Raw genomic sequence first — 23748 nt, 5'->3', positions numbered from 1 at the left:
ATGCTCGGCTTCGTAAAGAGGCAGCCGAGCATGGGCCCGGCCCTACAGGTTGGCTATCGCGAGAACTCGCGCAGCATCACCGCGATCGAGGCCACGTTTGCCAGTACGCACAGCCAGAACGCCCACTGGAACGTGGCCTTGCGGTGCTTGTGGCGGAACACGGCCTGGCCCAGCAGCGCGCCGGGCCAGCCGCCGGCGAACGCCAGCAGCTGCAGGGTACGTTCGGGAATCCGCCACTGCTTTCGCTGCGCCGCGCGCTTGTCGTGACCGTACAGGCCGAAGGACACCGCGCTGGCCAGCAGGCACCAGCCGCCCAGCCACAGCGGCAGCACGTCGCTGATCATCAGCGCGATCAACGCGCCGAACGCGGCCAGCGCCAGGTTGCGCCGCCAGCCCACTTACAGCGCGTCGAGGAAGCCGCGCACGGCCGGGCCGAAACGATCGAAGTCGACCAGGAAGGCGTCGTGGCCCTGCGGTGACTCCAATCCGATGAAATGCGCTTCAGCGCCTCCGGCACGCAGGCCGTCGGCGACCTGTTGCTGCTGCTGCACCGGGAACAGGATGTCGGTGTTGGCGCCGATGGCCAGCGCCTTCTCCACCCGGATCTTCGCCAGCCCCGCCAGCACATCGCCATCGGCGTACTCGGCCAGGTCGAACCAGTCCATCGATCGGCTCAGGTACAGATAGCAGTTCGGGTCGAAGAAACGCACGAAGCGCCGCGCGTGCCCTTCCAGATAGCTTTCCACCTGGAATTCCAGGCCGAACGGATCATCATCGGTCTGGTCCGAATCCAGCCGCACGCGGCCGAAACGGCCGTCCCATTCCAGTGCCGAGCGATAGGTGATCACGCCCAGCTTGCGCGCCATGCGCATGCCGGACTCGGGATACGCGTCGTCGTCGTAGTGGCCGCCGTTCCAGCGCGGATCAAGGCGGATCGCTTCGCGCTGCAGCGAGCGGATCGCGATCGAGAACGGCAACGCCTGCGCGCTGCCGGAAATGTTGACGTGGCTGCGCGCGATTCCCGGATGCAGCATCAGCACGGCCAGGGCGGTCATGCCGCCCATCGAATTGCCGATCACGCAGGCCAGCTGCTCGATGCCCAGCGCATGCACGACCTCGATGGCGGCGCGTGCGCCGTCTTCAATCGACAGCTCGGGGAAGTCGAGGCGATACGGTTCGCCCGTGGCCGGATTGAGCGAGGCGGGGCCGGTGGAGCCTTTGCAGCTGCCCAGCGAGTTCACGCACACCACGAACCAGCGGTTGGTATCGATCGGCTTGCCGGGACCAACCATGCCTTCCCACCAGCCCGGTGCCGGATTGGCGTCGTTGGCCGCTGCGTGCGCATCCGGCGAAAGACCGGTCACGATCAGGATCGCGTTGCCTGCGTCGGCAGCCAGCGTTCCCCAGGTTTCATAGGCCACGCGGGCGCCGTGCAGGGCGCCACCGCGCTTGAACGGGAACGGCGAGGGCAGGGCATGGAAACGGGTGCCGGGCGGGATGAATTCAGTCATGCGGGCATTCTAGCGGGGCCGGATGTGCAGCTGGCGACATGCTGGTTTCCATCGGTGGCCGTATCCACGCATGGCGTGGATCTACTGTAGCGCCGAGCCCATGTTCGGCTGCCGAGCATGGGCTCGGCGCTACAGGTCAGGGAAACCGCAGCTCAACCACGCCGTCATGCGGCAGGCTCACCTTCACCGGCACGCTCTGCAGGTCGCCCTCGCTGCGGTTGGCGCTACCGGTACGCGAGATGCGTGCCAGCACTTCCACTTCGCGATGTGCCGACAGCGGTGCGGTCGGCATTGGACTGTCACCGTCGCCCAGCCCGACCGTGGCCGGGAAGCCGGCCAGCGGCAGCTTGCGAGCGGCCACTGGCATCGGCGGGCCGCCGACGGCACGGGCCAGCACGAACACCTGGGTGCTGGCTGGCCACTCGTTCGCCTTCAGTGCAGGCAGCTGCACGCGCACCTGCAGCAGCGCCTGCGGCGTCGCAGCGGCAGCATCAGGTGCCTGGCCGGCAGCTTCGCGGGCGATGGCGATCTGTGCCTGCAGTGCCTGCGCGGCGCCCGGTTCCAGTCGCGGCAGCAGGCTGCTCCAGACGTCGGCGGCTTCGGCATTCCGGCCCCGCTGGCGCAGGGCGATGCCGAGCAGCCAGCTTGCGCGCTCGGCATCGGGTGCCAGCGTGCGCGCCTGCTGCAACCAGGCCATTGCGGTGTCATCGAATTGTTTGCCGGCGTCGGCCTGCGCACGTGCCTGCGCGGCTTCCACCAGTACGCCCGGATCATCCGGTGCCAATGCTGCGGCCCGCGCGAACGCGCCCGCCGCAGCTGAGGCATTGCCCAGTTCGGCCTGCGAACGACCCAGCAGGGTCCAGCCATCGGCCCGCTGTGGGTCACGCTCCAACGCATCCTGCAGGGCCTGCACGCCATCGCGCAGCGTCGCCACCGACGGCGCCGGCTGCACCTGTGCGGCGCGCGGATCGCCCACCAGCAGGTAAAGACAGGCGCCAGCCACGCCAAGTGCAATCACGCCCACCGCGAAACCGCGGCGACCGTGGTGGCGCAGCGGCCACAGCACCAGCGCTGCCACCAGCGCAGCGACCAGGCCGGCCAGCATCGGCAGCCAGTGGCTCACCATCCATCTCCTTCATCGGCCTTGCCGGCCGGCGCGGCGCCGACCGTGCGTCCACGACGGCGGACGATCCCCAGCACCACCAGTGCGCCCGCACCCAGTACCAGAAGCGGGCCCCCCCACAACAGCCAGGTGCCTGGTTGCAGCGGTGGCTGGTAGAGAACGAACTCACCATAGCGCGCGACCAGGAACTGCTTGATCTGCGCATCGTCGTGGCCCTGCTGCATCAGCTGCAGCACCTCGCGGCGCAGGTCCTGGGCGATCTGTGCGTTGGAATCGGCCAGCGACTGGTTCTGGCACTGCACGCAGCGCAGCTGCGCGGCCAGGTCATGGAAGCGGCGTTCCTCGGCGCCATCGCGGAACTGCAGCGGCTGCGGATCGTGCAGCGGCTGCTGGGCCGGCACGGCCAGTGGCAGCATCAGGAGCAGCAGCGCCAGCAGCCAGCGCATGGGCTCAAGGCGCCGTGTGCAGGGTGTTGCCGGCATTGCCCTGGGCCTTCTCGATCTTCTCCAGCGCCGGGATCAGCTTCTCGTCGACCACGCGCTGGGTCATCGCGCCGCTGTATTTCCAGCGCACGATGCCACTACCGTCTACCAGGAAGGTTTCCGGTGCGGCGGTCACGCCCCAGTCGATCGCGGTGCGGCCTTCGACATCGCTGAGCACCACCATGAACGGGTTGCCCAGCTGTTCCAGCCAGTGCAGCGCGTCGGTGGGGTCATCCTTCCAGTTGTAGCCGATCACGCGCACGCGCTTGCTCTCGGCGAAGCGGGTCAGCACCGGGTGTTCCTCGCGGCAGGCCGCGCACCAGCTGCCCCATACGTTCAGCAGGTAGGGCGCACCGCGCAGGTCGTCGCTGTGCACGATCATTTCCGGGTCGTGCAGCACCGGCAGCGCGAACGCCGGCGCCGGCTTGTCGATCAGCGCCGAGGGCAGCACGTCGCGCTGCGGATCGCCCGATTTCATCACCCCGTAGATCATCAGCCCAAGCAGGCCGAAGAAGAACAGCACGCCTATCACGATGGCTACCGGCGGCAGCGGGCGGGAAGGGCGAGGGGCGGGGGACTCGGACATGGGAACTCCTACGGACGACGGAAACGGCGGTCGGCGGCGGTGATGAATCCGCCCAGGGCCATCAGCAGCGCGCCCAGCCAGATCCAGCGCACGAACGGCTTGATGTGCACCCGTACCGCCCATGCATTGTTGCCCAGCGGCTCGCCCAATGCCACGTAGACATCACCGTCGAAGCGTGCATCGATGCCGGCCTCGGTCATCACCTGGCCGCCACTGGCGTACTGGCGCTTCTCGGGATGCAGCAGGGCCTGCTCGCGGCCGTTGCGGAACACCCGCAGATGGCCTCGATCAGCGATGAAATTCGGCCCTTCGCGATGGTCCACGCCTTCGAAGCGGACTTCGTAGCGACCGACCACCAGCTGCTGGCCCGGCGCCAGCGCTACTTCGCGCTGTACGTTCAAGGCTTCCACCAGCAGTGCGCCGGCCAGGAACACGGCGATGCCGGCGTGGGCGACGATCATGCCGAGCATTTCGGCGGTGAAGCGGCCGTTGCCGCGCAGGCGCTGCCAGACGAAGCGCGCGGTGCCGATTCCAACCCAGGCTGCCGCGGCGACGCCAAGGCCGGCCTTCCAGCCGTTCTGCGGCGCCTGCCACCAGGCCAGGGCGCCCAGCAGCACGGCCAGCCCCAGCCACGGCGCCAGCAGCGCGAATGCACGCGAAGGTTGGTCGCGTTGCCACTTCACCAGCGGGCCGAACGGCAGCAGCAGCACCATCGGGGCCATCAGCAGCAGGAACAGGCTGCCGAAGTAGGGCGGCCCGACCGAAATCTTGCCCAGCGACAGCGCATCGGCCAGCAGTGGATACAGTGTGCCGAGCAGGACCATCGCGCAGGCGGTGGCCAGCAGCAGGTTGTTGGCCAGCAGCAGGGTCTCGCGCGAGGTGGCGGTGAAGCCACGGCGCGGATCGTCGGCGTCCACGCTGAGCTGGTTGGCACGCAGCGCGTACAGCAGCAGGCTGCCGCCGACCAGTACCGACAGGAACACCAGGATGAACAGGCCGCGCGACGGATCGGCGGCGAACGAATGCACGCTGGTCAGCACGCCGGAGCGCACCAGGAAGGTGCCCAGCAGCGACAGTGCGAAGGCGGCGATTGCCAGCAGCAGGGTCCAGCTGCCGAAGGTGCCGCGCTTTTCAGTGACGGCCTGCGAATGGATCAGTGCCGCACCGGCCAGCCATGGCATGAAGCTGGCGTTCTCCACCGGGTCCCAGAACCACCAGCCACCCCAGCCCAGCTCGTAGTAGGCCCACCAGCTGCCCAGGGCGATGCCCAGGGTCAGGAAGCCCCACGCAACGTTGGTCCAGGGCCGCGTCCAGCGCAGCCAGCGCGCATCCACGCGACCTTCCAGCAGCGCGGCCACCGCGAACGCGAACGGCACCGCGAAGCCGACATAACCGATATAGAGCATCGGTGGATGGATGATCAGGCCCGGGTCCTGCAGCAGCGGGTTGAGATCGCGCCCTTCCAGCGGCGCCGGGTTCAGGCGGAGGAACGGGTTGGAGGTGAAGATCAGGAAGGCGAGGAAGCCGACGCTGACGATGCCCATCACCGCCAGTACGCGCGCCTGCACCGGTGCGGGCAGGTGCCGGGAGAACAGCGCCACCGCGCCGGTCCACAATGCCAGCACCAGCGCCCACATCAGCAGCGAGCCCTCATGCGCGCCCCATACCGCCGAATAGCGGTAGATCATCGGCAGCAGCGAATTGGAGTTCTCGGCCACGTAGCGCACCGAGAAGTCCTGCTGCACGAACGCGGCGGTGAGCGCCGCGAACGCACCGGCGAGCAGCAGCAGCTGCGCGAAGGCGGTCGGTCGTGCCACCGCCATCCACGCCGTGTTGTTGCGATGCGCGCCCACCAGCGGCAGGCCAGCCTGCAGCAGCGAGGCCAGCAACGCACACAACAGCAGGATCTGACCCAGTTCGGGCAGCACTCAGCGCACCTCGGGTGCCGTCACCGGCACGTCGTGCCTGCGATGGGCATCGCCCATCTTGTCCGCCACTTCCTTCGGCACGTACTTTTCATCGTGCTTGGCCAGCACTTCGTCGGCGACGAAGACACCGTCCTGCAGGCGGCCACTGGCGACCACGGCGGTGCCTTCGGCAAACATGTCCGGCAGGATCCGCGAGGTGGTCACCGCCAGCTGTGCATCGCCGTCGGTCACTTCAAAGCGTGCCTCCAACGAGCCGACCGGCCGATTGAAAGAACCCTTCACCACCATGCCGCCCAAGCGGAAGCGCGACTGCGCATCGACATCGCCACGCAGTACTTCTGCGGGCGTGTACAGGTAGGCGATGTTGCGCTCCAGCGCCATCGCCACCAGTGCGGTGGCCAGGCCGGAGGCGAGCAGGGCCAGCAGCACCCAGGCCAGGCGGCGACGCTGCACCGGCGTCATCGTTCCAGCTCCGTCGGTAGCGAGGCCGCCGCATCCCGCTTGCCGGCGCGCGTCTGCTGGCGCTGCTGGCGGGCCAGAGCGAGCCGGCGCGCCACGCGCAGGCGCAGCCACGACCCGATGGCATCTGCGCCGAGCACCAGCACGAACACGGCGTAGGCGCCGATCACATAAGGCAGGTGGGTCACGGCTGGGCCTCCCCGGTCGGGCGTGCGGCATCCACGCGGTTAGCGACCCAGGCCTTGCCGGCCTCGCGGTCGAGGTTGTCGGCGCGTGCCTTGGCCAGCACCGAACCGGCGAACCAGAACTTGGTGCCGATCACCATCCACCACAGCGGCGCGATCATCGCGCTGCTGATCGCCGATTCACCGAATACGTTGATCGACTGGCGCTGATGCAGGCCACCCCACCAGTCCACCGAATAGCGGATCACCGGCAGCAGGCTGACGCCGACGATGGCCAGCAGGCCGGCCGCGCGCGCGGCGCTGCGGCGGTCCTCGATGGCGTGGTACAGGCCGATCACGCCCAGGTACAGGAACAGCAGCACCAGCTCACTGGTCATGCGCGGGTCCCAGTCCCACCAGGTGCCCCAGGTGCCCTTGCCCCAGATGCTGCCGGTCAGCAGGGTGATCAGGGTGAAGCCGGCGCCCATCGGCGCACAGGCCATGGCCAGGATCTCGCAGACCTTGATCCGCCAGATCAGCGCGATGGCCGCATACAGCGCCATCAGCGCGAACACGAACAGGCTCATCCAGGCACTGGGCACGTGGATGTAGAGGATGCGGAAGCTGTCCAGCTGCTTGGCTTCCGGCGGCACCACCAGCAGCGCCTGCCACATGCCGACCAGCAGCACCGGCACCGCGGCGAGGTAGAACACCCGCGACCAGCGGGCAGCGAAACGGTCGAACGTGGGCGGTGAACCGAGTTGGTGGAACCAGCGGACAATCGGATTCATGCGTGGCGGCTATCCAGCAGGGGTGGATTGGCTCTCAGCTCGGTCAACTCAGAGAAATGCGTATTGCAGCAGCAGTGGCCAGTGGTGCCAGCACCAGTGCGACCAGCAGGCCGGCGCCCAGCATCAGCAGCGCACCGACCGGATCCTGTCCGCGTCCGGCTGCCGCCAGACTGCCTGCGCCGAACACCAGCACCGGCACGTACAGCGGCAACGACAGCAACGCCACGAGAATACCAGAGCGTCGGATGCCTACGGTCAGTGCTGCGACCACGCCACCGATCAGGCTCAGCAACGGTGTTCCCAGCAGCAACGATGCCAGCAACATCGGCAGCTGGTCATGCGGCAGATGCAGCATTTCCGCCAGCAACGGGCTGACGATGATCAGCGGCAGGGCGGTGGTGGCCCAGTGCAGCAGCACGCGCACCAGCACCAGCCACGCCAGCGGCACCGGCGCCAGCAGCCATTGCTCCAGCGAACCATCCTCGGCATCGGAACGGAACAGCGAATCCAGCGACAGCTGCCCGGCCAGCAGCACCGCCAGCCACAGCACCGCGCCAGCGGTGGCGCTCAGCAGTTTCGGTTCGCGGCCCTGGGCCAGCGCGAACAGCACCACCACCAGCACCGCGAACAGCAGCGGCTGCAGCGCATCGCCGCGACGGCGCCAGAGCAGGCGCAGGTCGCGCTTGAGCAGCGCACCCGCGGTCTGCCACAGGCCCGGTTCGGTGCCCGGCGCGATCATGCGGCACCGCCGAGGTCGAGCTGGCGGGTACGCACCGGCGGTGCGGCATAGGCGCCGTGGGTGGTGACCAGTGCCGCGCCACCGGCGCGCAGGTGCGCCGAGATCATCCGGTTGACCAGGGTGATGCCCTCCAGGTCGAGGTTGGCATAGGGTTCGTCGAGCAGCCACAGCGGCGCCGGCGACAGCCAGATGCGCGCCAGTGCCAGCCGGCGCTTCTGCCCGGCCGACAGGTGGCGTACCAGAGTGTCCTCGTAGCCGGCCAGGCCGACGATGGCCAGCGCGTTGCCCGGCATCTGCCGCGCACGGCGGCCGTGCAGGCCACACAGGAAATGCAGGTTCTCCAGCGTATCCAGGTCCGGCTTCAAGGCCGGCAGGTGGCTGAGGTAGGCCACGTAGCGTGCACGCTCGGCATTGCTGGCCGGCTTGCCGTCGATCCGCACCTGGCCGGCGCCGGGCCGGGCCAGGCCGGCCAGCACGCGCAGCAGCGTGGTCTTGCCGGCGCCATTGCCGCCCTGCACCAGCAGGGCTTCGCCGGCGTCCACATGGAAGTCCAGCGGGCCGAACACCGGCTCGTCATTGCGGGTGAAGCTCAGGCCGCTGGCGGCCAGCAATGCAGGGGTGTTCAAGGGCCAGGGGTCTTCATGCCGGAGTGCGGCGGCAATTGTAGCGGTGAATGCTGGTGGTAGTGCCGGCCGCTGGCCGGCAATTTCGCCATCTGCCCGTTGGGGTTGCCGGCCAGCGGCCGGCACTACCGAAGCAGGGATTGCGTAAACTCAGGGGTCCGTCTCCCCATACTCCCCAGGCCGATGCAACCCAACACCAAGCTGCCCAAGGTCGGTACCACGATCTTCACCGTGATGTCCCAGCTCGCCGCCGAACACGGCGCGGTCAACCTGGGCCAGGGTTTCCCGGACTTTTCCGCGCCGCAGCGCCTGATCGATGAGACCGCCAGGGCGATGGCCGCCGGGTTCAACCAGTACCCGCCGATGACCGGCGTGGCGCCGCTGCGCCAGGCCATCGCGCAGAAGGCGCTGGACTGCTATGGCGCGCAGGTCGATGCGGACAGCGAGATCACTGTCACCAGCGGCGGTACCGAGGCCATCTTCAACGCCATCCACGCCGTGGTGCGTGCGGGCGAGGAAGTGATCGTGCTCGACCCGGCCTACGACTGCTACGAGCCGGCGATCGACCTGGCTGGCGCCAAGGCCGTGCATGTGTCGCTCGATCCGCAGACGTTCGCGGTCGACTGGGACCGCGTGCGTGCAGCGATCACCCCGCGTACCCGCATGCTGATCGTCAACACCCCGCACAATCCGTCCGGCGCGATGCTGTCGGCGCAGGACATGCAGGCGCTGGGCGAACTGCTGCGCGGCACGCAGATCTACCTGATCTCCGATGAGGTGTACGAGCACATCATCTATGACGGCCGTCGCCATGAATCGGCGCTGCGCTACCCGGAACTGCGCGAGCGCGCGTTCGTCATTTCCAGCTTCGGCAAGACCTACCACTGCACCGGCTGGAAGATCGGCTATGCAATCGCGCCGCCGGCGCTGACCGCCGAGTTCCGCAAGGTGCACCAGTACAACACCTTCACCAGCTTCGGCCCGGCGCAGTACGGTTTCGCCGCGATGATCCGCGACGAGCCCGAACACCATCTGGAGCTGGGCGCGTTCTACCAGGCCAAGCGCGACCGTTTCCGCGAGCAGCTGGCCAGCACCCGCCTGAAGGCGCTGCCGGTGCCGGGCGGCTATTTTCAGCTGGTCGACTACTCGGCCATCAGTGACCTGCCGGACCACGAGTTCGTGAAGTGGCTGACCATCGAGAAGGGCGTGACTGCCATCCCGCTGTCGCCGTTCTACGAGAATCCGCCGGCCGGCCAGCGCCTGGTGCGCCTGTGCTTCGCCAAGAACGAAGCGACCATGGACGCGGCGATCGAACGCCTGCGCCTGCTGTGAGCGGAGCAGTGACCATGCAGGACCTGCGCATTTCCCTCGTCCAGGGCGACACCCGTTGGCATGACCCGGCGGGCAACCGCGCCTACTACGGCGCGCTGATGGCACCGCTGGCCGGCACCACCGATCTGGTGATCCTGCCGGAGACATTCACCAGTGGCTTCTCCAACGACGCCATCGCCCAGGCCGAAGGCATGGACGGCCCGACCGTGGCCTGGGTGCGCGAACAGGCGAAGGTGCTGGACGCGGCGGTGATCGGCAGCGTGCAGCTGCGCGACGGCGAGGGCGTCTACAACCGCCTGCTGTTCGCCACACCTGATGGCGGGCTGCAGTACTACGACAAGCGCCACCTGTTCCGCTACGGCGGCGAGCACGAGCGTTATGCCGCTGGCCGTGAGCGCCTGAGCGTGGAATGGAAGGGCTGGCGGATCAATCCGCAGGTCTGCTACGACCTGCGTTTCCCGGTGTTCTGCCGCAACCGCTACAACGTCGAGCGTCCCGGGCAATTGGACTTCGACCTGCAGATCTTCGTCGCCAACTGGCCGTCGGCGCGCGCTTATGCGTGGAAGACCCTGCTGCGTGCGCGGGCGATCGAGAACCTGTGCTTCGTAGCAGCGGTGAACCGCATCGGCGTCGATGGCAACCAGCTGCACTACGCCGGCGACAGCGCAGTGCTGGATTTCCTTGGCCAGCCGCAGGTGGAGATCCGCGAGCGCGAACAGGTGGTCACCACCACCATCTCGGCCGAGGCGCTGGCCGCGCACCGCGCGCGTTTCCCGGCGATGCTCGATGCCGATGCCTTCCACCTGGACGAGCAGGCCTGAGCGACGGACTGAACACTGCCGCACCAGCGCGCGCGCCTGCATCCAACGTGCACGCGCGCGCTGCTAGATTCGCCGGCAGTCCGACCGAACTGGAAGTCCTGCCATGAACAAGTCCTTCGCCCTGCTGCTGGCCCTGTCCGCCGCATCGTTGGCGCCGGCCGCACACGCTGCCGGCAACCTCGATTGCGAGCTGCGTTACAACCTGTCCGGTTGGTCACTGATCTACAAGACCGCCTCCGGGAATGGCACCGTGAGCTGCAGCAACGGCACCCGTCTGCCGGTGCGCATCGAAGTGAAGGGCGGCGGCCTGACCGTGGGCAAGTCGAAGATCACCAATGGCCGTGGCAGCTTCACTGGCGCCGTGAGCGTCAACGAGTTGCTGGGCACCTACGCCTCGGTGGGCGCGCATGCGGGCGCCGTGAAGTCCAGCAATGCGCAGGTGATGACCAAGGGCGACATCTCGCTGGCCCTGTCCGGCACCGGCAAGGGCTGGGACCTGGGCGTGGACGGCTCCGCCTTCACCATCAGCCGGCGCTGAGCCGTGCCGGCCGCTGCAGCCACAGGGCCAGCAGGCCGCACAGGATGAGGGTCGGTGCCAGCAGTTGCAGTGCACCGACCACGGCCATCGCTGCGCCGATCAGCAGGTAGTAGAGCAGGCCGAACAGGGCGCCCGCGCTGCCCAGGCAGTGCGGATATCCGCGCAGGGCCTGGCCCAGCACATTGGGGATGGCCAGGCCGAACCCGGCCACCACCGGTACCATCGCCGCGACCAGTGCCGGTTGATTGCGCAGCAATGCAGCCAACAGCCCACCGGCCAGCACCAGCCCTGCGGCGAGCCGGATGCGCGTGGCCGAGGTAATGCCTGCGCGCAGCAGGCGACCATTGCCCCATGCGCCCAGCGCCGAGCCCAGTGCCAGCACCGCGCCGCTGGCACCGAACCAGGCCAGCGGCCAGTGCAGGCGTTCGAATACGAACGGGCCCAGCGCGTACCAGCTGTACATGGCCACGTTGAACGCCATCACCAGCAGCGCCTGTGACCAGATCCAGCGATCACGCAGCAGCTGCCGCAACAGTGGCAGCAGGGGTGTGTGCACGACTTCGGCAGGGCGGCTCTCCTGCAGGCCGGATGCGCATCCGAGCATCAGCAGGATGACGATCAGCAGCAGGCCGGCCTGCACGCCGGCATAGCCATGGCGGTCCACCAGCAGCACGCCCAGTGCCAGCCCGATCGCCGGGCTCAAGGCCAACGCCATGCCGATCCATGAGAACGCCTGCGCCAATGCGGGCCCCTTCAGGTGGTCGCGCAGTACGGTCTGGGTTACCACCGAGGCCGCCGCCGCACCCAGCGCGGCCAGTGCCTGGGCCAGCAGGACGTGGCCGAACGTGCTGGCCAGCAGGCCGCCGCAGGCCGCCAGTGCGAACACAGCCAGACCGCAGAGCAGGGCGGGACGACGGCCGATATGGTCGGCCAGCCGCCCCCATAGCAGGACACCGGCGGCGAAACCGAACAGGTACAGGCTCATGGCCTGGCTGGCGGCGGCGGGGGGCAGTGCGAAGCGCCCGGCGAGGTCGGCCAGGGCAGGGCTGTACAGGGTCTGCGCAAGCTGGGGGAACATCAGCAGCGCGATGGTGAGCAACAACAGGCGACGCGACATGCGGGCGCTCCAGGAACAGGGCCGCGCATTGTGGTGATGCCTGCAATGGCGCACTCTATCTATCCTGTCATTGAATGTATGAAATCAGACATGGCCTGGCTGCAGCCGGACGCGTACTTCGACGCCGATGCCTGGAGCGCTCCGGTGCTGGGGATCGCGGCCTCACTGGCGGATCACGACTCGGGTTGGCACCAGCATGCACGCGCGCAATTGCTGTACACCCGGCAGGGCTGTACGCGGCTGACCTTCGGTGATCGCATCAGCCTGCTGCCGCCCGCCCGCGCGGCGTGGATTCCGGGCGGGCTGCGCCATCGCGCGCAGATGCGCCAGGCGGTCGACTACCGTTCGTTGTACTTCGACGCCACCCTGTCGGCCCAGCTGCCCCGGCAGCCGGCGATCATTGGCGTGGGTCCCCTGCTGCAGGCATTGCTGGAGCCGATCGCGCAGGCGCCGTTCGACCATGACTGGCGGGCACCGCGCGCGCACCACCAACTGGCGTTGTGCATGCTGGAGATCGCCGCCGCCCCGGTGGCGCCGATGGACCTGCCGCTGCCACGCGACCCGCGGATTGCGCGCTGCCTGCCGCTGGCCGAGCAGTTGCCGCCCGAACTGGGTGAGCTGGCCGCGCGCGCGGGCCTGAGCGTGCGCACGGTCGGCCGGTTGATGCAGCGTGATACCGGCATGGGCTACCAGGCCTGGCGCCAACAATGGCGCCTGATGCGGGCCATGGAGTTGCTGTTGTTGGGCCATCGCGTCGCGCATGTGGCGCAGGACACCGGCTTTTCCGCCGAGAGCCCGTTCATCGCCTTTTTCCGCAGCATGACCGGCACCACGCCCGCCGCCTTCCAGCGCCATGCAAAAGGGGACGGAGGGGATTAAGTCGCTTTCGCCCCCTTTGAGGCAAAAACGACTTAATCCCCTCCGTCCCCTTTTCCAACGAAAAACCCCGGCCGGAGCCGGGGTTTTTCATTTCAGTGTGGCCAGCGATCAGCCGCCGCGCGGGCCGCTGCGGCGCGGGCCGCCCGGACCGCGGTTGCCGCCGGGGCCACCCGGGCCACGGTTGCCACCCGGACCGCCGGGTCCGCGATTGCCGCCCGGGCCACGGTTGCCACCGCCCGGACCGCGACCGCCCGGACGGGCGCCGTGTGCCGGCTTCGGGCTGCCATACGGGTTGAAGCCCGGGGTGGCGTGGTCGGACGGGAAGCTCGGGGCATTGCCCGGATGGCCGTACGGATGCTTGTTGCCCTGGCCCTGCGAGCGGTTGCCGCCACCGGCCGGACGACCCTGGCCGCCTGCGCCGCCACGGCCTTCACCACCAAAACCGCCACGGCCCTGGCCGCCACCGGCGCCAGCGCCCGGACCCTTCGGCTTGCCGTACGGACGGCCCTGGCCGCCTGCGCCCGGACCACGGGCACCCGGGCCACGTGCGCCCGGGCCCGCATTGCGATGGCCGCTCGGGCCGGTGCTCACGCCATCCGGCACGTACCAGGTGCGGAATGCGGCCGGGTTGCCTTCCGGCAGCGAACGGTCGTTCTTCTGGGTGCGCTGCTTGAACGGCTTCTGCGACTGCTTGGCTGCTGCTTCACCGCTGACCGTCAGGCCACCCTTGAAACCGCCGCCCTTGCCGCCGCGGCCACGGCCGCGGTCTTCGCGCACGTTGTCGAAACGACGCAGCTCGCGGCCTTCGTCGGCCGTGTTATGGCCGTTGACGTAGGCATTGCCACGGCCACCTTCGCGCACGCGCACGGTGGTCTTGGCGGCGCGACGCTGGCCGATCACCGGCTGCAGGGTCAGTGCCGACGGCGCGCCTTCTTCCAGCTTCAGCTGCGCACGCAGGGCTTCCACCTGGGTGGTGCCCAGTTCCACCGAATGGCCACGGGCCAGTTCGCGCGGCAGGCTCACCTTGCCGTAGCGGGTGCGCTTCAGGCGGCTGACCTGGCAGCCCTGCGATTCCCACAGGCGGCGCACTTCGCGGTTGCGGCCTTCCTTCACCACGACGCGGAACCAGTCGTGCGAGTCGGTGCCGCCGATGCGTTCGATCTCGTCGAACTTGGCCGGGCCGTCTTCCAGTGCCACGCCGCGGGCGAGGCGGTCGACGATGGCGTCGGAGACCTTCTCCTCGCCTTCCGGGGCACGCACGCGCACCACGTACTCGCGCTCGACCTCGAACGACGGGTGCATCATGGCGTTGGCCAGTTCACCGTCGGTGGTGGCCAGCAGCAGGCCGGTGGTGTTGATGTCCAGGCGGCCGATCGCGATCCAGCGCGCGCCCTTCAGCGGCGGCAGCGATTCGAACACGGTCGGGCGGCCTTCGGGGTCTTCGCGGGTGGTCACTTCGCCTTCCGGCTTGTTGTAGACCAGCACGCGCGACGGTTCGGCCAGGGCGGTGGCGACGAAGCCGCGGCCATCCAGCTCGATCTTGTCGCCGCTCTTGACCGACATGCCGGTCTGCGCGACTTCACCGTTGACCTTGACCAGGCCTTCGGCGATGCGCTGTTCCAGCGCGCGGCGCGAACCCAGGCCGGCCTGGGCCAGCACCTTGTGCAGGCGCTCTTCCAGCTTGAACTGTTCGGAGGTGGCTTCACGCTTGAGCGAGAGCTTGTTACGGGGGGTGTCACTCATCAGTTTTGCTCCGGCCGACGGTTTCGAGGTCGGCCTCTGGTTCGGAATCGGCTTGGTCAACAGCCACGGTCGTCATCGCGACGGCGTTGTCTTCGCGTTCGTTCAGGGTCACCGCGCGCTCGCCCGGCGCGGAATCGGGGTGCCCATCATCGAGGGGCGAAGGTGCTTGCTCATCGGAAGCCGACGCAGACGCTGCATCGGCGGAATCGGGGGTGTCGCTGCCGGCCAGGCCGGTGTCATCGTTCGCGGCAGCGCCATCGGCGCCAGCCGAAATGTCCGGACCATCTGCACTGGCGGCGGCCGGTGCATCGCGGTCCAGGGCCAGCTGCGGTTCCAGCTCGCCCAGGTCCTTCAGTTCCGACAGCGGCGGCAGCTCGTCCAGGCGCTTCAGGCCGAAGTAGTCCAGGAAGCCCTTGGTGGTGCCGAACAGGGCAGGCTTGCCGGGTACGTCGCGGTGGCCGACCACGCGGATCCACTCGCGCTCTTCCAGTGCCTGGATGATGTTGCTGCTGACCGCCACGCCGCGCACCTGCTCGATCTCGCCACGGGTGATCGGCTGCCGGTAGGCAATCAGCGCCAGGGTTTCCAGGGTGGCACGGGTATAGCGGGTCTTGCGTTCGGTCCACAGCCGGCTGATCCAGCCATGCACTTCGCCGGTCACCTGGTAGCGGAAGCCGGAGGCGACCTCGACCAGTTCCACGCCACGGCCTTCGCAGGCTTCGCGCAGGCGCTCAAGCGCACGTTCGATGCTGCCCGGCGGTGCCGGCTCCTCTTCCGGGAACAGGTCTTTCAGCTGGGCCAGGGTGAGCGGCTGGCTGGAGGCCAGCAGGGCACCCTCGACAATGCGGTTGATCAGCGTTTGGTCCATCGGCAGTCAGCGCTCACTCGTTCTCGTTGGCGGCGTCGTTGTCGTCGAACTCGCTGCTGAACTGCAGCGGGGCATTGGTATTGCCGGCCGCCAGCGACTTCACGTAGATCGGCGCCAGCGGTTCTTCCTGGACGATGTCCAGCAACTGTTCCTTGGCCAGTTCCAGCACCGCCAGGAACGTGACCAGCACGCCCAGCTTGCCTTCTTCAGCAGTGAACAGCCCTTCAAAACGATAGAACTTGCCGTCTTCCAGACGGCCCAGCACCTCGCCCATGCGCTGGCGGACACTCAGCGCCTCGCGCTTGATGGCGTGGCCGCTGAACAGCTCGGCGCGCTTGAGCACGTCGTGCAGGGCCAGCAGCATCTCCTTCAGGTCCACCGGCGGCGGCAGCTTCACCGCAGCGCGTTCGGGCATGAAGGCATGGGCCAGGCTGGTGTCGCGGTCCTGGCGGGGCAGGGCATCGATGTCCTCGGCGGCCTGCTTGAAACGTTCGTACTCCTGCAGCCGGCGCACCAGCTCGGCGCGCGGGTCGGCCTCATCGCCTTCCTCGCTGACCGGGCGCGGCAGCAGCATGCGCGACTTCACCTCGGCCAGGATCGCGGCCATCACCAGGTACTCGGCGGCCAGCTCGAAGCGCAGCTCGCGCATCACGGTGATGTATTCCACGTACTGCCGGGTGATCTCGGCCACGGGAATGTCCAGTACGTCCAGGTTCTGGCGGCGGATCAGGTACAGCAGCAGGTCCAGCGGGCCTTCGAAGGCATCCAGGATGACTTCCAGCGCGTCCGGCGGAATGTACAGGTCCTGCGGGATCTGCAGGACCGGTTGCCCATGCACCACGGCCAGCGGCATTTCTTGCTGCTGGGGGGCGGGCGGCCGGGTTGGCGGGTTCGCGTCGAGCGCGAGTTCGGAAGTCATCTAATGGACATCAGGATTGCAACGGACCAGTCGCGGCACCGGGTTCGCCGGGCCAACGCCACGGAGCCCCAGGGCACCAGACACGCCGGGATCGGCGCGATTCCACACAGGTAAAACAGCAGGACGCGCCGCAGGAAACGGCAGCGACGGAACTACGGGGAGGTCGTCTACGTGGCCCGGCCGGGTGGTCCGGTTTGAAGCAGCGGGACGGTCGTCGGGGGCTGCGTTGGCCGCAAAAACCGACGGGCTGCTGCATCCAGCCACGTGCAATGGAGCCTAGGGTAAGCCTTTGTCGCGCCAGTGTCCAGCCGGGCCGGGGCGGGGGCCGCATTGGCTAGAATCTGCGCACCCGACAACGCAAGCGAGGAAATGCCGTGTGGTATGTGATTGAAGGCTATGACGGCCAGGATGTGCTGGCGCAGCGGCTGCAGGCGCGGCCGGAACACCTGGCGCGCCTGCACGCGCTGCGCGACGAAGGCCGCCTGCTGCTGGCCGGGCCGTGCCCGGCAGTGGACAGCGAGGACCCGGGCCCGGCAGGTTTCAGTGGTTCGGTGGTGATCGCGCAGTTCGAGTCGCTCGTGCAGGCCCAGGCCTGGGCCGATGCCGACCCTTACGTAGCCGCGGGCGTCTACACCCATGTGCAGGTGCGTCCGTTCCGCAAGGTCCTGCCGTGAACGCGGAGCGGATCGAGCGGATGCGTGACGCACTGCAACAGGCGCTGGCCCCCAGCGTGCTGGAAATCGAAGACGACAGCCATCGGCATGCCGGCCACGCCGGTGCACGCGATGGCCGCGGTCACTTCAACCTGCATATCGTCAGCGAACGCTTCGCGGGACTGGGTCCGCTGGCCCGGCATCGCGCTGTCTATGCCGCGCTGGGGGCGATGATGGAGACCGACATCCACGCGCTGTCCATTCGCGCATTGACCCCGTCAGAACAGGGCTGAGCCCTTGTCCCACGCTGTCCCGGCGGGTCTCTCTGCGGGCCTGCCACAGACAGATTTCCATGTCCATTTCAGGACATTCGCCTAACGGACTGTTTACAAGCCCAGATGGAAACGCTTACATTCCGCGCCAATGCTGGTAGGTCCAAGCCGTGGAGGGCGGCTTCGTGAACAAGGCAGCTATCACAATCAAAGACGTCGCACGCGAAGCCCGGGTCTCCGTGGCCACGGTTTCCCGCGCGCTCAACGGGCATGAAAATGTCGCCGAACCGGTCCGCCAGCTTGTGCTGGAGGTGGCCGCGCGGCTGCGTTACACCCCGCACGCCGCCGCCCGCAGCCTGAGCAGCCGCCGCACCAATACGGTGGGCGTGGTGCTGCCTGACCTGTACGGCGAATTCTTCTCCGAGCTGATGCGCGGCATCGACAACGTCGCCCGCAACCGCCGCCAGCACCTGCTGGTGTCCAGCTACCACGGTGACCAGGAACAGCAGGGCGCGGCCCTGCGTGCCATGCGCGGCCGCGTCGACGGCCTGCTGGTGCTTTCGCCCTATGCGGAGAGCCCCGGCTTCCTGACCGACAACCTGCCGCAGTCGTTGCCGACGGTGTTGATCAACACCTATCTGCCCGGGCAGGACCACCCGGTGCTGAGCATCGATGACCATGCCGGTGCGATGGCGATGACCCGCCATCTGCTCGACGCCGGTCACCGCCGTATCGCTTTCATTTCTGGCCCGGACCTCAACTTCGACGCGCGCGAGCGCCTGCGCGGCTTCCGTGACGCGCTGGCGGCTTTCGGCAGTGACGCCGAAGGCATCGAGCTGCCCGGTGATTTCGACGAAGCTTCCGGCCATCGCGCCGGTCAGGAGTTGCTGGCAGCCGGAGCGCTGCCCGATGCCGTGTTCGCCGCCAACGACATGATGGCCCTGGGTTGCCTGTACGCCTTCACGCAGGCAGGGGTCCATGTGCCGTCCGATGTCGCCCTGGCGGGTTTCGATGACATTCCACTGGCGCGTTTCGTCCACCCGTCGCTGACCACCATGCAGGTCAGCATCGCCGAGCTCGGTGATCGGGCCATGACGCGCCTGATGCAGTTGATGGACGGCACCTCCACGGATGGGACAGGGGACAAGCAGACCCTGGTTCCCCGCTTGATAGTTCGCGATTCCACCACTCCGCCATCGGGCCGTTGAAGCCAGAGGCGTTCCTTCTTTTTTGATTGATCGCAGGGACCGCGCGAGCGGTCACCGCCACCCGGAGATTGAGTTGATGATGCATACCACCTTCCGCACGCCGGCGCGCCGGCTGCTGAGCACCGCACTGGTCAGCTGCCTGATGCTGGCCGCTGCTCCGAACGTCATGGCGCAGTCGGCCAACGCCAGCCTGCGCGGCCAGGTTGCCGGCGCCCAGGCGGGCACTGAAGTCACCGCCACCAACGTGGCTACTGGTACCGTCCGTCGCGGTACCGTGCGCGCCGATGGCAGCTACTCGCTGATGGGCCTGGACCCGGGCACCTACGACGTGGTCGCCAACGGCCAGACCCAGAAGGTCACCGTCACCGTGGCCTCGACCGCCACCCTGAACTTTGCCGGTGCCGCCAGCAGCACGCCGGGTTCGACCGCGGCGACCAACCTGGACACCGTCAACGTCGTCGCGCCGACCCTGTTGCAGGAAGTGCGCACGTCGGAAGTCGGCAAGACCGTCAGCCTGCAGCAGATCCAGACCACGCCGCAGGTCTCGCGTAACTTCCTGGAGTTCGCCGACGCGGTGCCGGGCCTGATCTTCACCCGTGACGCCAAGGGCAACACCTCGCTGCGCGGCGGTGCCACCAATGCCGATGGCACCAATGTGTACATCGACGGCGTGGGCCAGAAGAGCTACGTGAAGGGTGGCGGCGTGGCCGGCCAGTCCGGCAGTGCCGGCAACCCGTTCCCGCAGCTGGCCATTGGCGAGTACAAGGTCATCAGCGGCAACTACAAGGCCGAGTACGGCCAGGTGTCCAGTGCTGCCGTCACCGCTGCGACCAAGTCGGGTACCAACGAGTTCAAGGGTGAAGCCTTCTATCGTTACACCAACGACAGCATGCGCGCGATGACCCCGGCCGAACGCCAGCCGAACAAGGGCAAGGAAGATTCGGCCGAGAAGGAATACGGCTTCGCGCTGGGTGGCCCGATCATCCAGGACAAGGCCCACTTCTTCGTGACCTACGAAGCCAAGCGCTTCGACCTGCCGGTGACCATTGCGCCGGATGGTGCGGTCACCGCTGCTGCCGGCCTGCTGCCGGCCGCCGGCGCCGCCGGCCTTGGCCCGGCCAGCCAGCCGTTCCAGCAGGATCTGATCTTCGCCAAGATCGACTTCGAGCCGACCGACAATGACCGCATCGAGCTGACCTTCCAGGACCGCGACGAAACCCAGTCGCAGTTCAGTGGCCAGACCTCGCCGCAGGCCGGGCGCGAAGTGGTCAATACCGACCGTCGCTACGCCCTGCGCTGGAACCACAGCGGTGAGCGTTACTACAACGAACTGATGCTCACCCACGAGGATTCGTTCAACAACCCGACCCCGCTGACCCTGGCCAACGGCATCACCTACACCGCACCGGACGGTCCCGAAGACCGCACCGTGGTGAAGATCGGCGGTGCATCGGCACTGGATTCGCAGGTGAAGGGCCAGAAGGGCTGGTCGATCGAAGACAACCTGACCCTGGATGGCATCCAGTGGGCCGGCGACCACACCATCAAGATGGGCGTGAAGTACAAGCAGATCGACCTGTACGCTTCCGATGCGGCGCAGATCAACCCGACCTTCACCTATTCCCTGGGCGATCCGGACTTCCCGGATTCGATTCCGTACAAGGCGCAGTTCGTCAAGCCGGTGACCGGCGTGTCGGGCGTGTCCGGCGAAGTGCGTTCGAAGTCCAAGCAGTACGGCGTGTTCATCCAGGACGACTGGCAGGTCAACGACCACCTGCAGTTGAACATCGGCCTGCGCTGGGACTACGAAAAGACCCCGACCTACCTGAACTTCGTCACCCCGCAGCAGGTGGTCGACGCCATCTATTCGCAGGATCCGCGTGCGCCTGCCGGCCAGACCTACGCCGATTCGCTGGCACTGGGTGGCCTGGACATCAGCGACTACATCAGCAACGGTCACAACCGCAAGGCGTTCAAGGATGCCTGGCAGCCGCGCCTGGGCTTCTCGTATGACATCAACGCCGACGAGCAGCACGTGATCCACGGTGGTGCCGGCCGTTCCTACGACCGCGACCTGTTCGACAACCTGCAGCTGGAAACCACCAAGCTGGCCCTGCCGCAGCCGACCATCTACTTCCGCAACCCGGCCACCAACACCTGCATCAACGGCCAGGCCGCCTGCTATGACTGGAACCCGAACCTGCTCAACGGCATCGGCAACCTGCAGTCGCTGGTCGGCGCGACCAGCAATGCCGGCCTGGAAGTGGACCTGCTGAACAACAAGCTGAAGGCGCCGTACTCGGACCAGTTCAGCCTGGGCATGAGCAACCGGATCGGCGAGTGGCTGACCGATGCCACCATTGCTCGCACCCTGAGCTACGACGGCTTCGCCTTCACCCTGGGCAACCGTTACCCGACCGGCCAGTTCTTCGATGACCCGCGCCTGTGCGGCGGCACCGACCCGGGCCTGAGCCAGGCCTGGAGCTGCAACGTGCCGGGCTTCGGCAGCCTGATCATCGGCCAGCAGGGCATCAAGACCCGTGCGACCCAGGTGCTGCTGTCGGCGCAGAAGCCGTTCACCAAGGAAAGCGGCTGGGGCACCTCGATCGCCTACACCTGGACGACCGCGCGCCACAACCGCGACATCAACGAGAAGTACGCCTTTGACCGCGGCCTGATCGGTGACTACCCGACCATCCGTTCCAACGGCGCGCCGCGCCACCGCCTGGTGGTGACCGGTTCGTATGCGGGCTTCTGGGGCATCACCTTCGGCGGCAAGATCACCCTGGCAACCCCGACCGCCGTCAACGACTGGTACCCGGTGATGCAGGCCAGCGGTTACACCCTGCCGACGCCGCAGGCGGCCGTGCCCAACGCCACCGGCAAGTTCCTGGTGGGTGGCAAGATCTTCGGCTACCGTTCGGTCGACCTGCAGGCGACGAAGACGTTCAAGATGCCGGGCGATACCGAGCTGTACGCACGTATCGACATCATCAACGTGTTCAACTTCGACAACTTCTCCACCTACAACTACGTCAAGACCAACGGCAAGCTGCAGGCCAGCTACAACGAGACCGGCGAAATCATCGGTACGCCGCGTCAGATCAAGGCCGAAGTGGGCTTCCGCTTCTAAGTCCGGGTGTAGATGCACGACCCGATGCCGCCGGTCCGCCGGCGGCATCGGCTGAAGGGATACATGGCAATGGCCGGCTTCGTGCCGGTCCATTGCCCACGCCACTGCCGGGCAGGGGGCAGCGGCGTGGGCAATGATCGCGGTGTCAGGCCACGATTTCCGTGGTTTTTTAAGAACGCACCTTGTAAACGATTTCAGATCATTGGACGTTATGCTTTCCCATCGATCAGACCACCGGAGGAACCGCGCCATGCAGGCACGCCATCTGTTGTCCGCCGCAGCGTTGAGCCTGGCCGTGGCCGCCTGCCAGCCGGCCCAGCAGGAGCCTGCCAAGCCGCGCCCGCCGGTGATCCTGATCGAGGCCGACGCGCCGCCGCGGCCGATGAAACCTGAGCTGCCGCCGCTGTTCGATGACATCGAGCGCCGCACCTTCCAGTTCTTCTGGGACACCACCAACGAGATCAACGGGCTGACCCCGGACCGCTACCCGTCGCGGCCGTTCGCCAGCATCGCCTCGGTCGGTTTCGCGCTGACTGCCTATCCGATCGGCATCGAGAACGGCTGGGTCAGCCGCAACCAGGCGATCGACCGCACCCTGACCACGCTGAAGTTTTTCCGCGACGTGCCGATGGGCCCGCAGCGCACCGGCAAAGCCGGCTACAAGGGCTTCTACTACCACTTCCTGGACATGCAGGAGGGCCGTCGCTACGACAGCTGGGTTGAACTGTCTTCGGTGGACACCGCGCTGCTGATGATGGGCGTGCTGTTCGCGCAGTCGTACTACGACGGCGACGATCCGCGCGAGAAGGAGATCCGCCAGATCGCCGACACCCTGTACAAGAAGGTCGACTGGCCCTGGCTGCAGCAGCGTGCGCCGCTGATCTCGATGGGCTGGTTCCCCGAGAGTGGCTTCATCGACCATGACTGGATGGGCTACAACGAGGCGATGATGGTCTACATCCTCGCCCTGGGTTCGCCGACGCACCCGGTCAGCCCGGACGCGTGGACGGTCTGGACGCGTACCTATGACAACGACTGGGGTGTCTACCAGGGCCAGGAATACCTGTCCTTCGGCCCGCTGTTCGGCCACCAGTACAGCCACGTCTGGATCGACTTCCGCGACATCCAGGACGCGTACATGCGCGAGCGCGGCAGCACCTACTTCCTCAACAGCCGCTCGGCCGCGCTGGCCCAGCGCGAGTACGCCATCGCCAATCCGATGCAGTGGAAGGATTACGGCGAGAACGTGTGGGGCCTGACCGCCAGCGATGGCCCGCAGAACACCACGCAGGAGTATCGTGGCGAGCAGCGCCAGTTCCGCCATTACTCTTCGCGCGGCGCCGGCCTGCGCGAGAACTTCGATGACGGCACCATCGCGCCGACTGCCGCGATCGCGTCGGTGGTGTTCGCACCGGAACAGGTGATCCCGGCCACGCTGGAGATGCACAAGCGCTACGGCGATTACATCTATTCCAGCTACGGCTTCCTGGATTCGTTCAACCCCAGCTTCAACTACGACATCCCGATCAAGACCGGCCGCGTGGTGCCTGATCGCGGCTGGGTCGCCAGCGATTACATCGCCATCGACCAGGGGCCGATCCTGACCATGATCGCCAACTACCGCAACGACTTCGTCTGGGAAGTGATGAAGAAGAACCCGTACATCCGCAAGGGGCTGGAGCGGGCCGGATTCAGCGGTGGCTGGCTGGCGCCGGAGGGGTCGTTCCAGCCGCTGGAACTGCAGAAAGACGAAAAGGCCGCGGCAGCACGCGCGGTAGGTATCGCCGAATCACGCGCGGCTGCCGCGCAGGAACAGAAGAACAATGCCAACCGCACCACAGGCCAGGGCAAGTAACCCG

The 23748-nt window shown here is 67.3% G+C and carries 24 protein-coding genes; 9 read left to right on the top strand and 15 right to left on the bottom strand.

The features are described from left to right. Nucleotides 1-53: 53 nt before the first annotated feature. The 11 genes from QP552_RS14030 to ccmA form a co-directional block, all read right to left on the bottom strand. Complete coding sequence (locus tag QP552_RS14030; RefSeq protein ID WP_286073903.1) at nt 54-398, bottom strand: DUF1294 domain-containing protein; 345 nt, start codon at nt 396-398, stop codon at nt 54-56. Continuing rightward, nucleotides 399-1511 (bottom strand): homoserine O-acetyltransferase, encoded by a 1113-nt coding sequence (locus QP552_RS14025; protein ID WP_106550052.1) that lies wholly within the window; start codon nt 1509-1511, stop codon nt 399-401. A gap of 136 nt (nt 1512-1647) precedes the next feature. Then, nucleotides 1648-2637, bottom strand: coding sequence for a cytochrome C biogenesis protein (locus tag QP552_RS14020; RefSeq protein ID WP_286073902.1), 990 nt, complete (start codon nt 2635-2637; stop codon nt 1648-1650). Continuing rightward, a complete protein-coding gene (locus QP552_RS14015) occupies nt 2631-3080 on the bottom strand; it encodes a cytochrome c-type biogenesis protein (protein WP_106550050.1) in 450 nt (149 codons plus the stop codon). The genes QP552_RS14020 and QP552_RS14015 overlap by 7 nt, the downstream gene beginning before the upstream one ends. Nucleotides 3081-3084: 4 nt before the next feature. Beyond that, nucleotides 3085-3702, bottom strand: a complete 618-nt coding sequence (locus tag QP552_RS14010; protein WP_049430564.1) for a DsbE family thiol:disulfide interchange protein — start codon at nt 3700-3702, stop codon at nt 3085-3087. A gap of 8 nt (nt 3703-3710) precedes the next feature. Next, entirely contained in the window at nt 3711-5630 is a 1920-nt protein-coding gene (locus tag QP552_RS14005) for a heme lyase CcmF/NrfE family subunit (RefSeq protein WP_286073901.1), read from the bottom strand. Then, a complete protein-coding gene (ccmE, locus tag QP552_RS14000) occupies nt 5631-6092 on the bottom strand; it encodes a cytochrome c maturation protein CcmE (RefSeq protein WP_111202843.1) in 462 nt (153 codons plus the stop codon). Beyond that, entirely contained in the window at nt 6089-6277 is a 189-nt protein-coding gene (gene ccmD, locus QP552_RS13995; protein WP_286073900.1) for a heme exporter protein CcmD, read from the bottom strand. The genes ccmE and ccmD overlap by 4 nt, the downstream gene beginning before the upstream one ends. Continuing rightward, nucleotides 6274-7044 carry a heme ABC transporter permease CcmC gene (ccmC, locus tag QP552_RS13990; RefSeq protein ID WP_286073899.1) on the bottom strand — a complete coding sequence of 257 codons (771 nt, stop codon included), beginning with the start codon at nt 7042-7044 and terminating at the stop codon, nt 6274-6276. Before ccmC ends, ccmD begins: the two co-directional genes overlap by 4 nt. Before the next feature lie 43 nt (nt 7045-7087). Further along, complete coding sequence (gene ccmB, locus QP552_RS13985) at nt 7088-7783, bottom strand: heme exporter protein CcmB (RefSeq protein WP_049430573.1); 696 nt, start codon at nt 7781-7783, stop codon at nt 7088-7090. After that, nucleotides 7780-8409, bottom strand: coding sequence for a heme ABC exporter ATP-binding protein CcmA (gene ccmA, locus QP552_RS13980; RefSeq protein ID WP_286073898.1), 630 nt, complete (start codon nt 8407-8409; stop codon nt 7780-7782). Before ccmA ends, ccmB begins: the two co-directional genes overlap by 4 nt. A 180-nt stretch (nt 8410-8589) precedes the next feature. Here ccmA and QP552_RS13975 point away from each other — a divergent pair, with 180 nt between their 5' ends. The 3 genes from QP552_RS13975 (at nt 8590) to QP552_RS13965 (ending at nt 11097) form a co-directional block, all read left to right on the top strand. Then, complete coding sequence (locus QP552_RS13975) at nt 8590-9738, top strand: pyridoxal phosphate-dependent aminotransferase (protein ID WP_286073897.1); 1149 nt, start codon at nt 8590-8592, stop codon at nt 9736-9738. Nucleotides 9739-9752: 14 nt separating this feature from the next. Then, entirely contained in the window at nt 9753-10559 is an 807-nt protein-coding gene (locus QP552_RS13970; RefSeq protein WP_286073896.1) for an amidohydrolase, read from the top strand. A 103-nt stretch (nt 10560-10662) separates the two neighbouring features. Continuing rightward, nucleotides 10663-11097, top strand: coding sequence for a hypothetical protein (locus tag QP552_RS13965; RefSeq protein WP_286073895.1), 435 nt, complete (start codon nt 10663-10665; stop codon nt 11095-11097). On the opposite strand, the gene QP552_RS13960 is transcribed toward QP552_RS13965, so the two are convergent. Further along, nucleotides 11084-12214, bottom strand: coding sequence for an MFS transporter (locus QP552_RS13960; RefSeq protein ID WP_286073894.1), 1131 nt, complete (start codon nt 12212-12214; stop codon nt 11084-11086). The two genes, QP552_RS13965 and QP552_RS13960, sit on opposite strands and share 14 nt — an antisense overlap. Before the next feature lie 90 nt (nt 12215-12304). On the opposite strand from QP552_RS13960, the gene QP552_RS13955 reads away from it, so the two are divergent. Further along, complete coding sequence (locus tag QP552_RS13955; protein ID WP_111112322.1) at nt 12305-13093, top strand: helix-turn-helix transcriptional regulator; 789 nt, start codon at nt 12305-12307, stop codon at nt 13091-13093. Between the two features lie 108 nt (nt 13094-13201). Here QP552_RS13955 and QP552_RS13950 read toward each other — a convergent pair whose 3' ends face one another. Genes QP552_RS13950 through QP552_RS13940 form a run of 3 tightly spaced genes read right to left on the bottom strand, consistent with a single transcriptional unit; the run spans nt 13202 to nt 16623 of the window. After that, the gene (locus tag QP552_RS13950; RefSeq protein ID WP_286073893.1) at nt 13202-14836 is read right to left on the bottom strand and encodes a pseudouridine synthase; all 1635 of its coding nucleotides are present in this window, start codon (nt 14834-14836) and stop codon (nt 13202-13204) included. Further along, nucleotides 14829-15704: an SMC-Scp complex subunit ScpB gene (gene scpB, locus QP552_RS13945; protein WP_286073892.1), complete on the bottom strand. Its 876-nt coding sequence runs from the start codon at nt 15702-15704 to the stop codon at nt 14829-14831. The genes QP552_RS13950 and scpB overlap by 8 nt, the downstream gene beginning before the upstream one ends. A gap of 13 nt (nt 15705-15717) precedes the next feature. Further along, a complete protein-coding gene (locus QP552_RS13940) occupies nt 15718-16623 on the bottom strand; it encodes a ScpA family protein (RefSeq protein WP_106550038.1) in 906 nt (301 codons plus the stop codon). Between the two features lie 374 nt (nt 16624-16997). Here QP552_RS13940 and QP552_RS13935 point away from each other — a divergent pair, with 374 nt between their 5' ends. The 5 genes from QP552_RS13935 (at nt 16998) to QP552_RS13915 (ending at nt 23744) form a co-directional block, all read left to right on the top strand. After that, complete coding sequence (locus tag QP552_RS13935) at nt 16998-17297, top strand: YciI family protein (RefSeq protein ID WP_005410329.1); 300 nt, start codon at nt 16998-17000, stop codon at nt 17295-17297. Between the two features lie 20 nt (nt 17298-17317). After that, entirely contained in the window at nt 17318-17569 is a 252-nt protein-coding gene (locus tag QP552_RS13930) for a BolA family protein (protein ID WP_049430589.1), read from the top strand. A 149-nt stretch (nt 17570-17718) separates the two neighbouring features. After that, complete coding sequence (locus tag QP552_RS13925) at nt 17719-18756, top strand: LacI family DNA-binding transcriptional regulator (protein WP_012480808.1); 1038 nt, start codon at nt 17719-17721, stop codon at nt 18754-18756. A gap of 76 nt (nt 18757-18832) precedes the next feature. Further along, entirely contained in the window at nt 18833-21889 is a 3057-nt protein-coding gene (locus QP552_RS13920; protein ID WP_111112318.1) for a TonB-dependent receptor, read from the top strand. 250 nt (nt 21890-22139) lie between these two features. Continuing rightward, the gene (locus QP552_RS13915; protein WP_049430595.1) at nt 22140-23744 is read left to right on the top strand and encodes a glucoamylase family protein; all 1605 of its coding nucleotides are present in this window, start codon (nt 22140-22142) and stop codon (nt 23742-23744) included. The last annotated feature ends 4 nt before the right edge of the window (nt 23745-23748 follow it).

Source organism: Stenotrophomonas sp. 59, assembly GCF_030291095.1.
GTDB classification, from domain to species: Bacteria; Pseudomonadota; Gammaproteobacteria; order Xanthomonadales; family Xanthomonadaceae; genus Stenotrophomonas; species Stenotrophomonas maltophilia_Q.
This window is presented reverse-complemented; position numbering and strand designations above follow the sequence as displayed.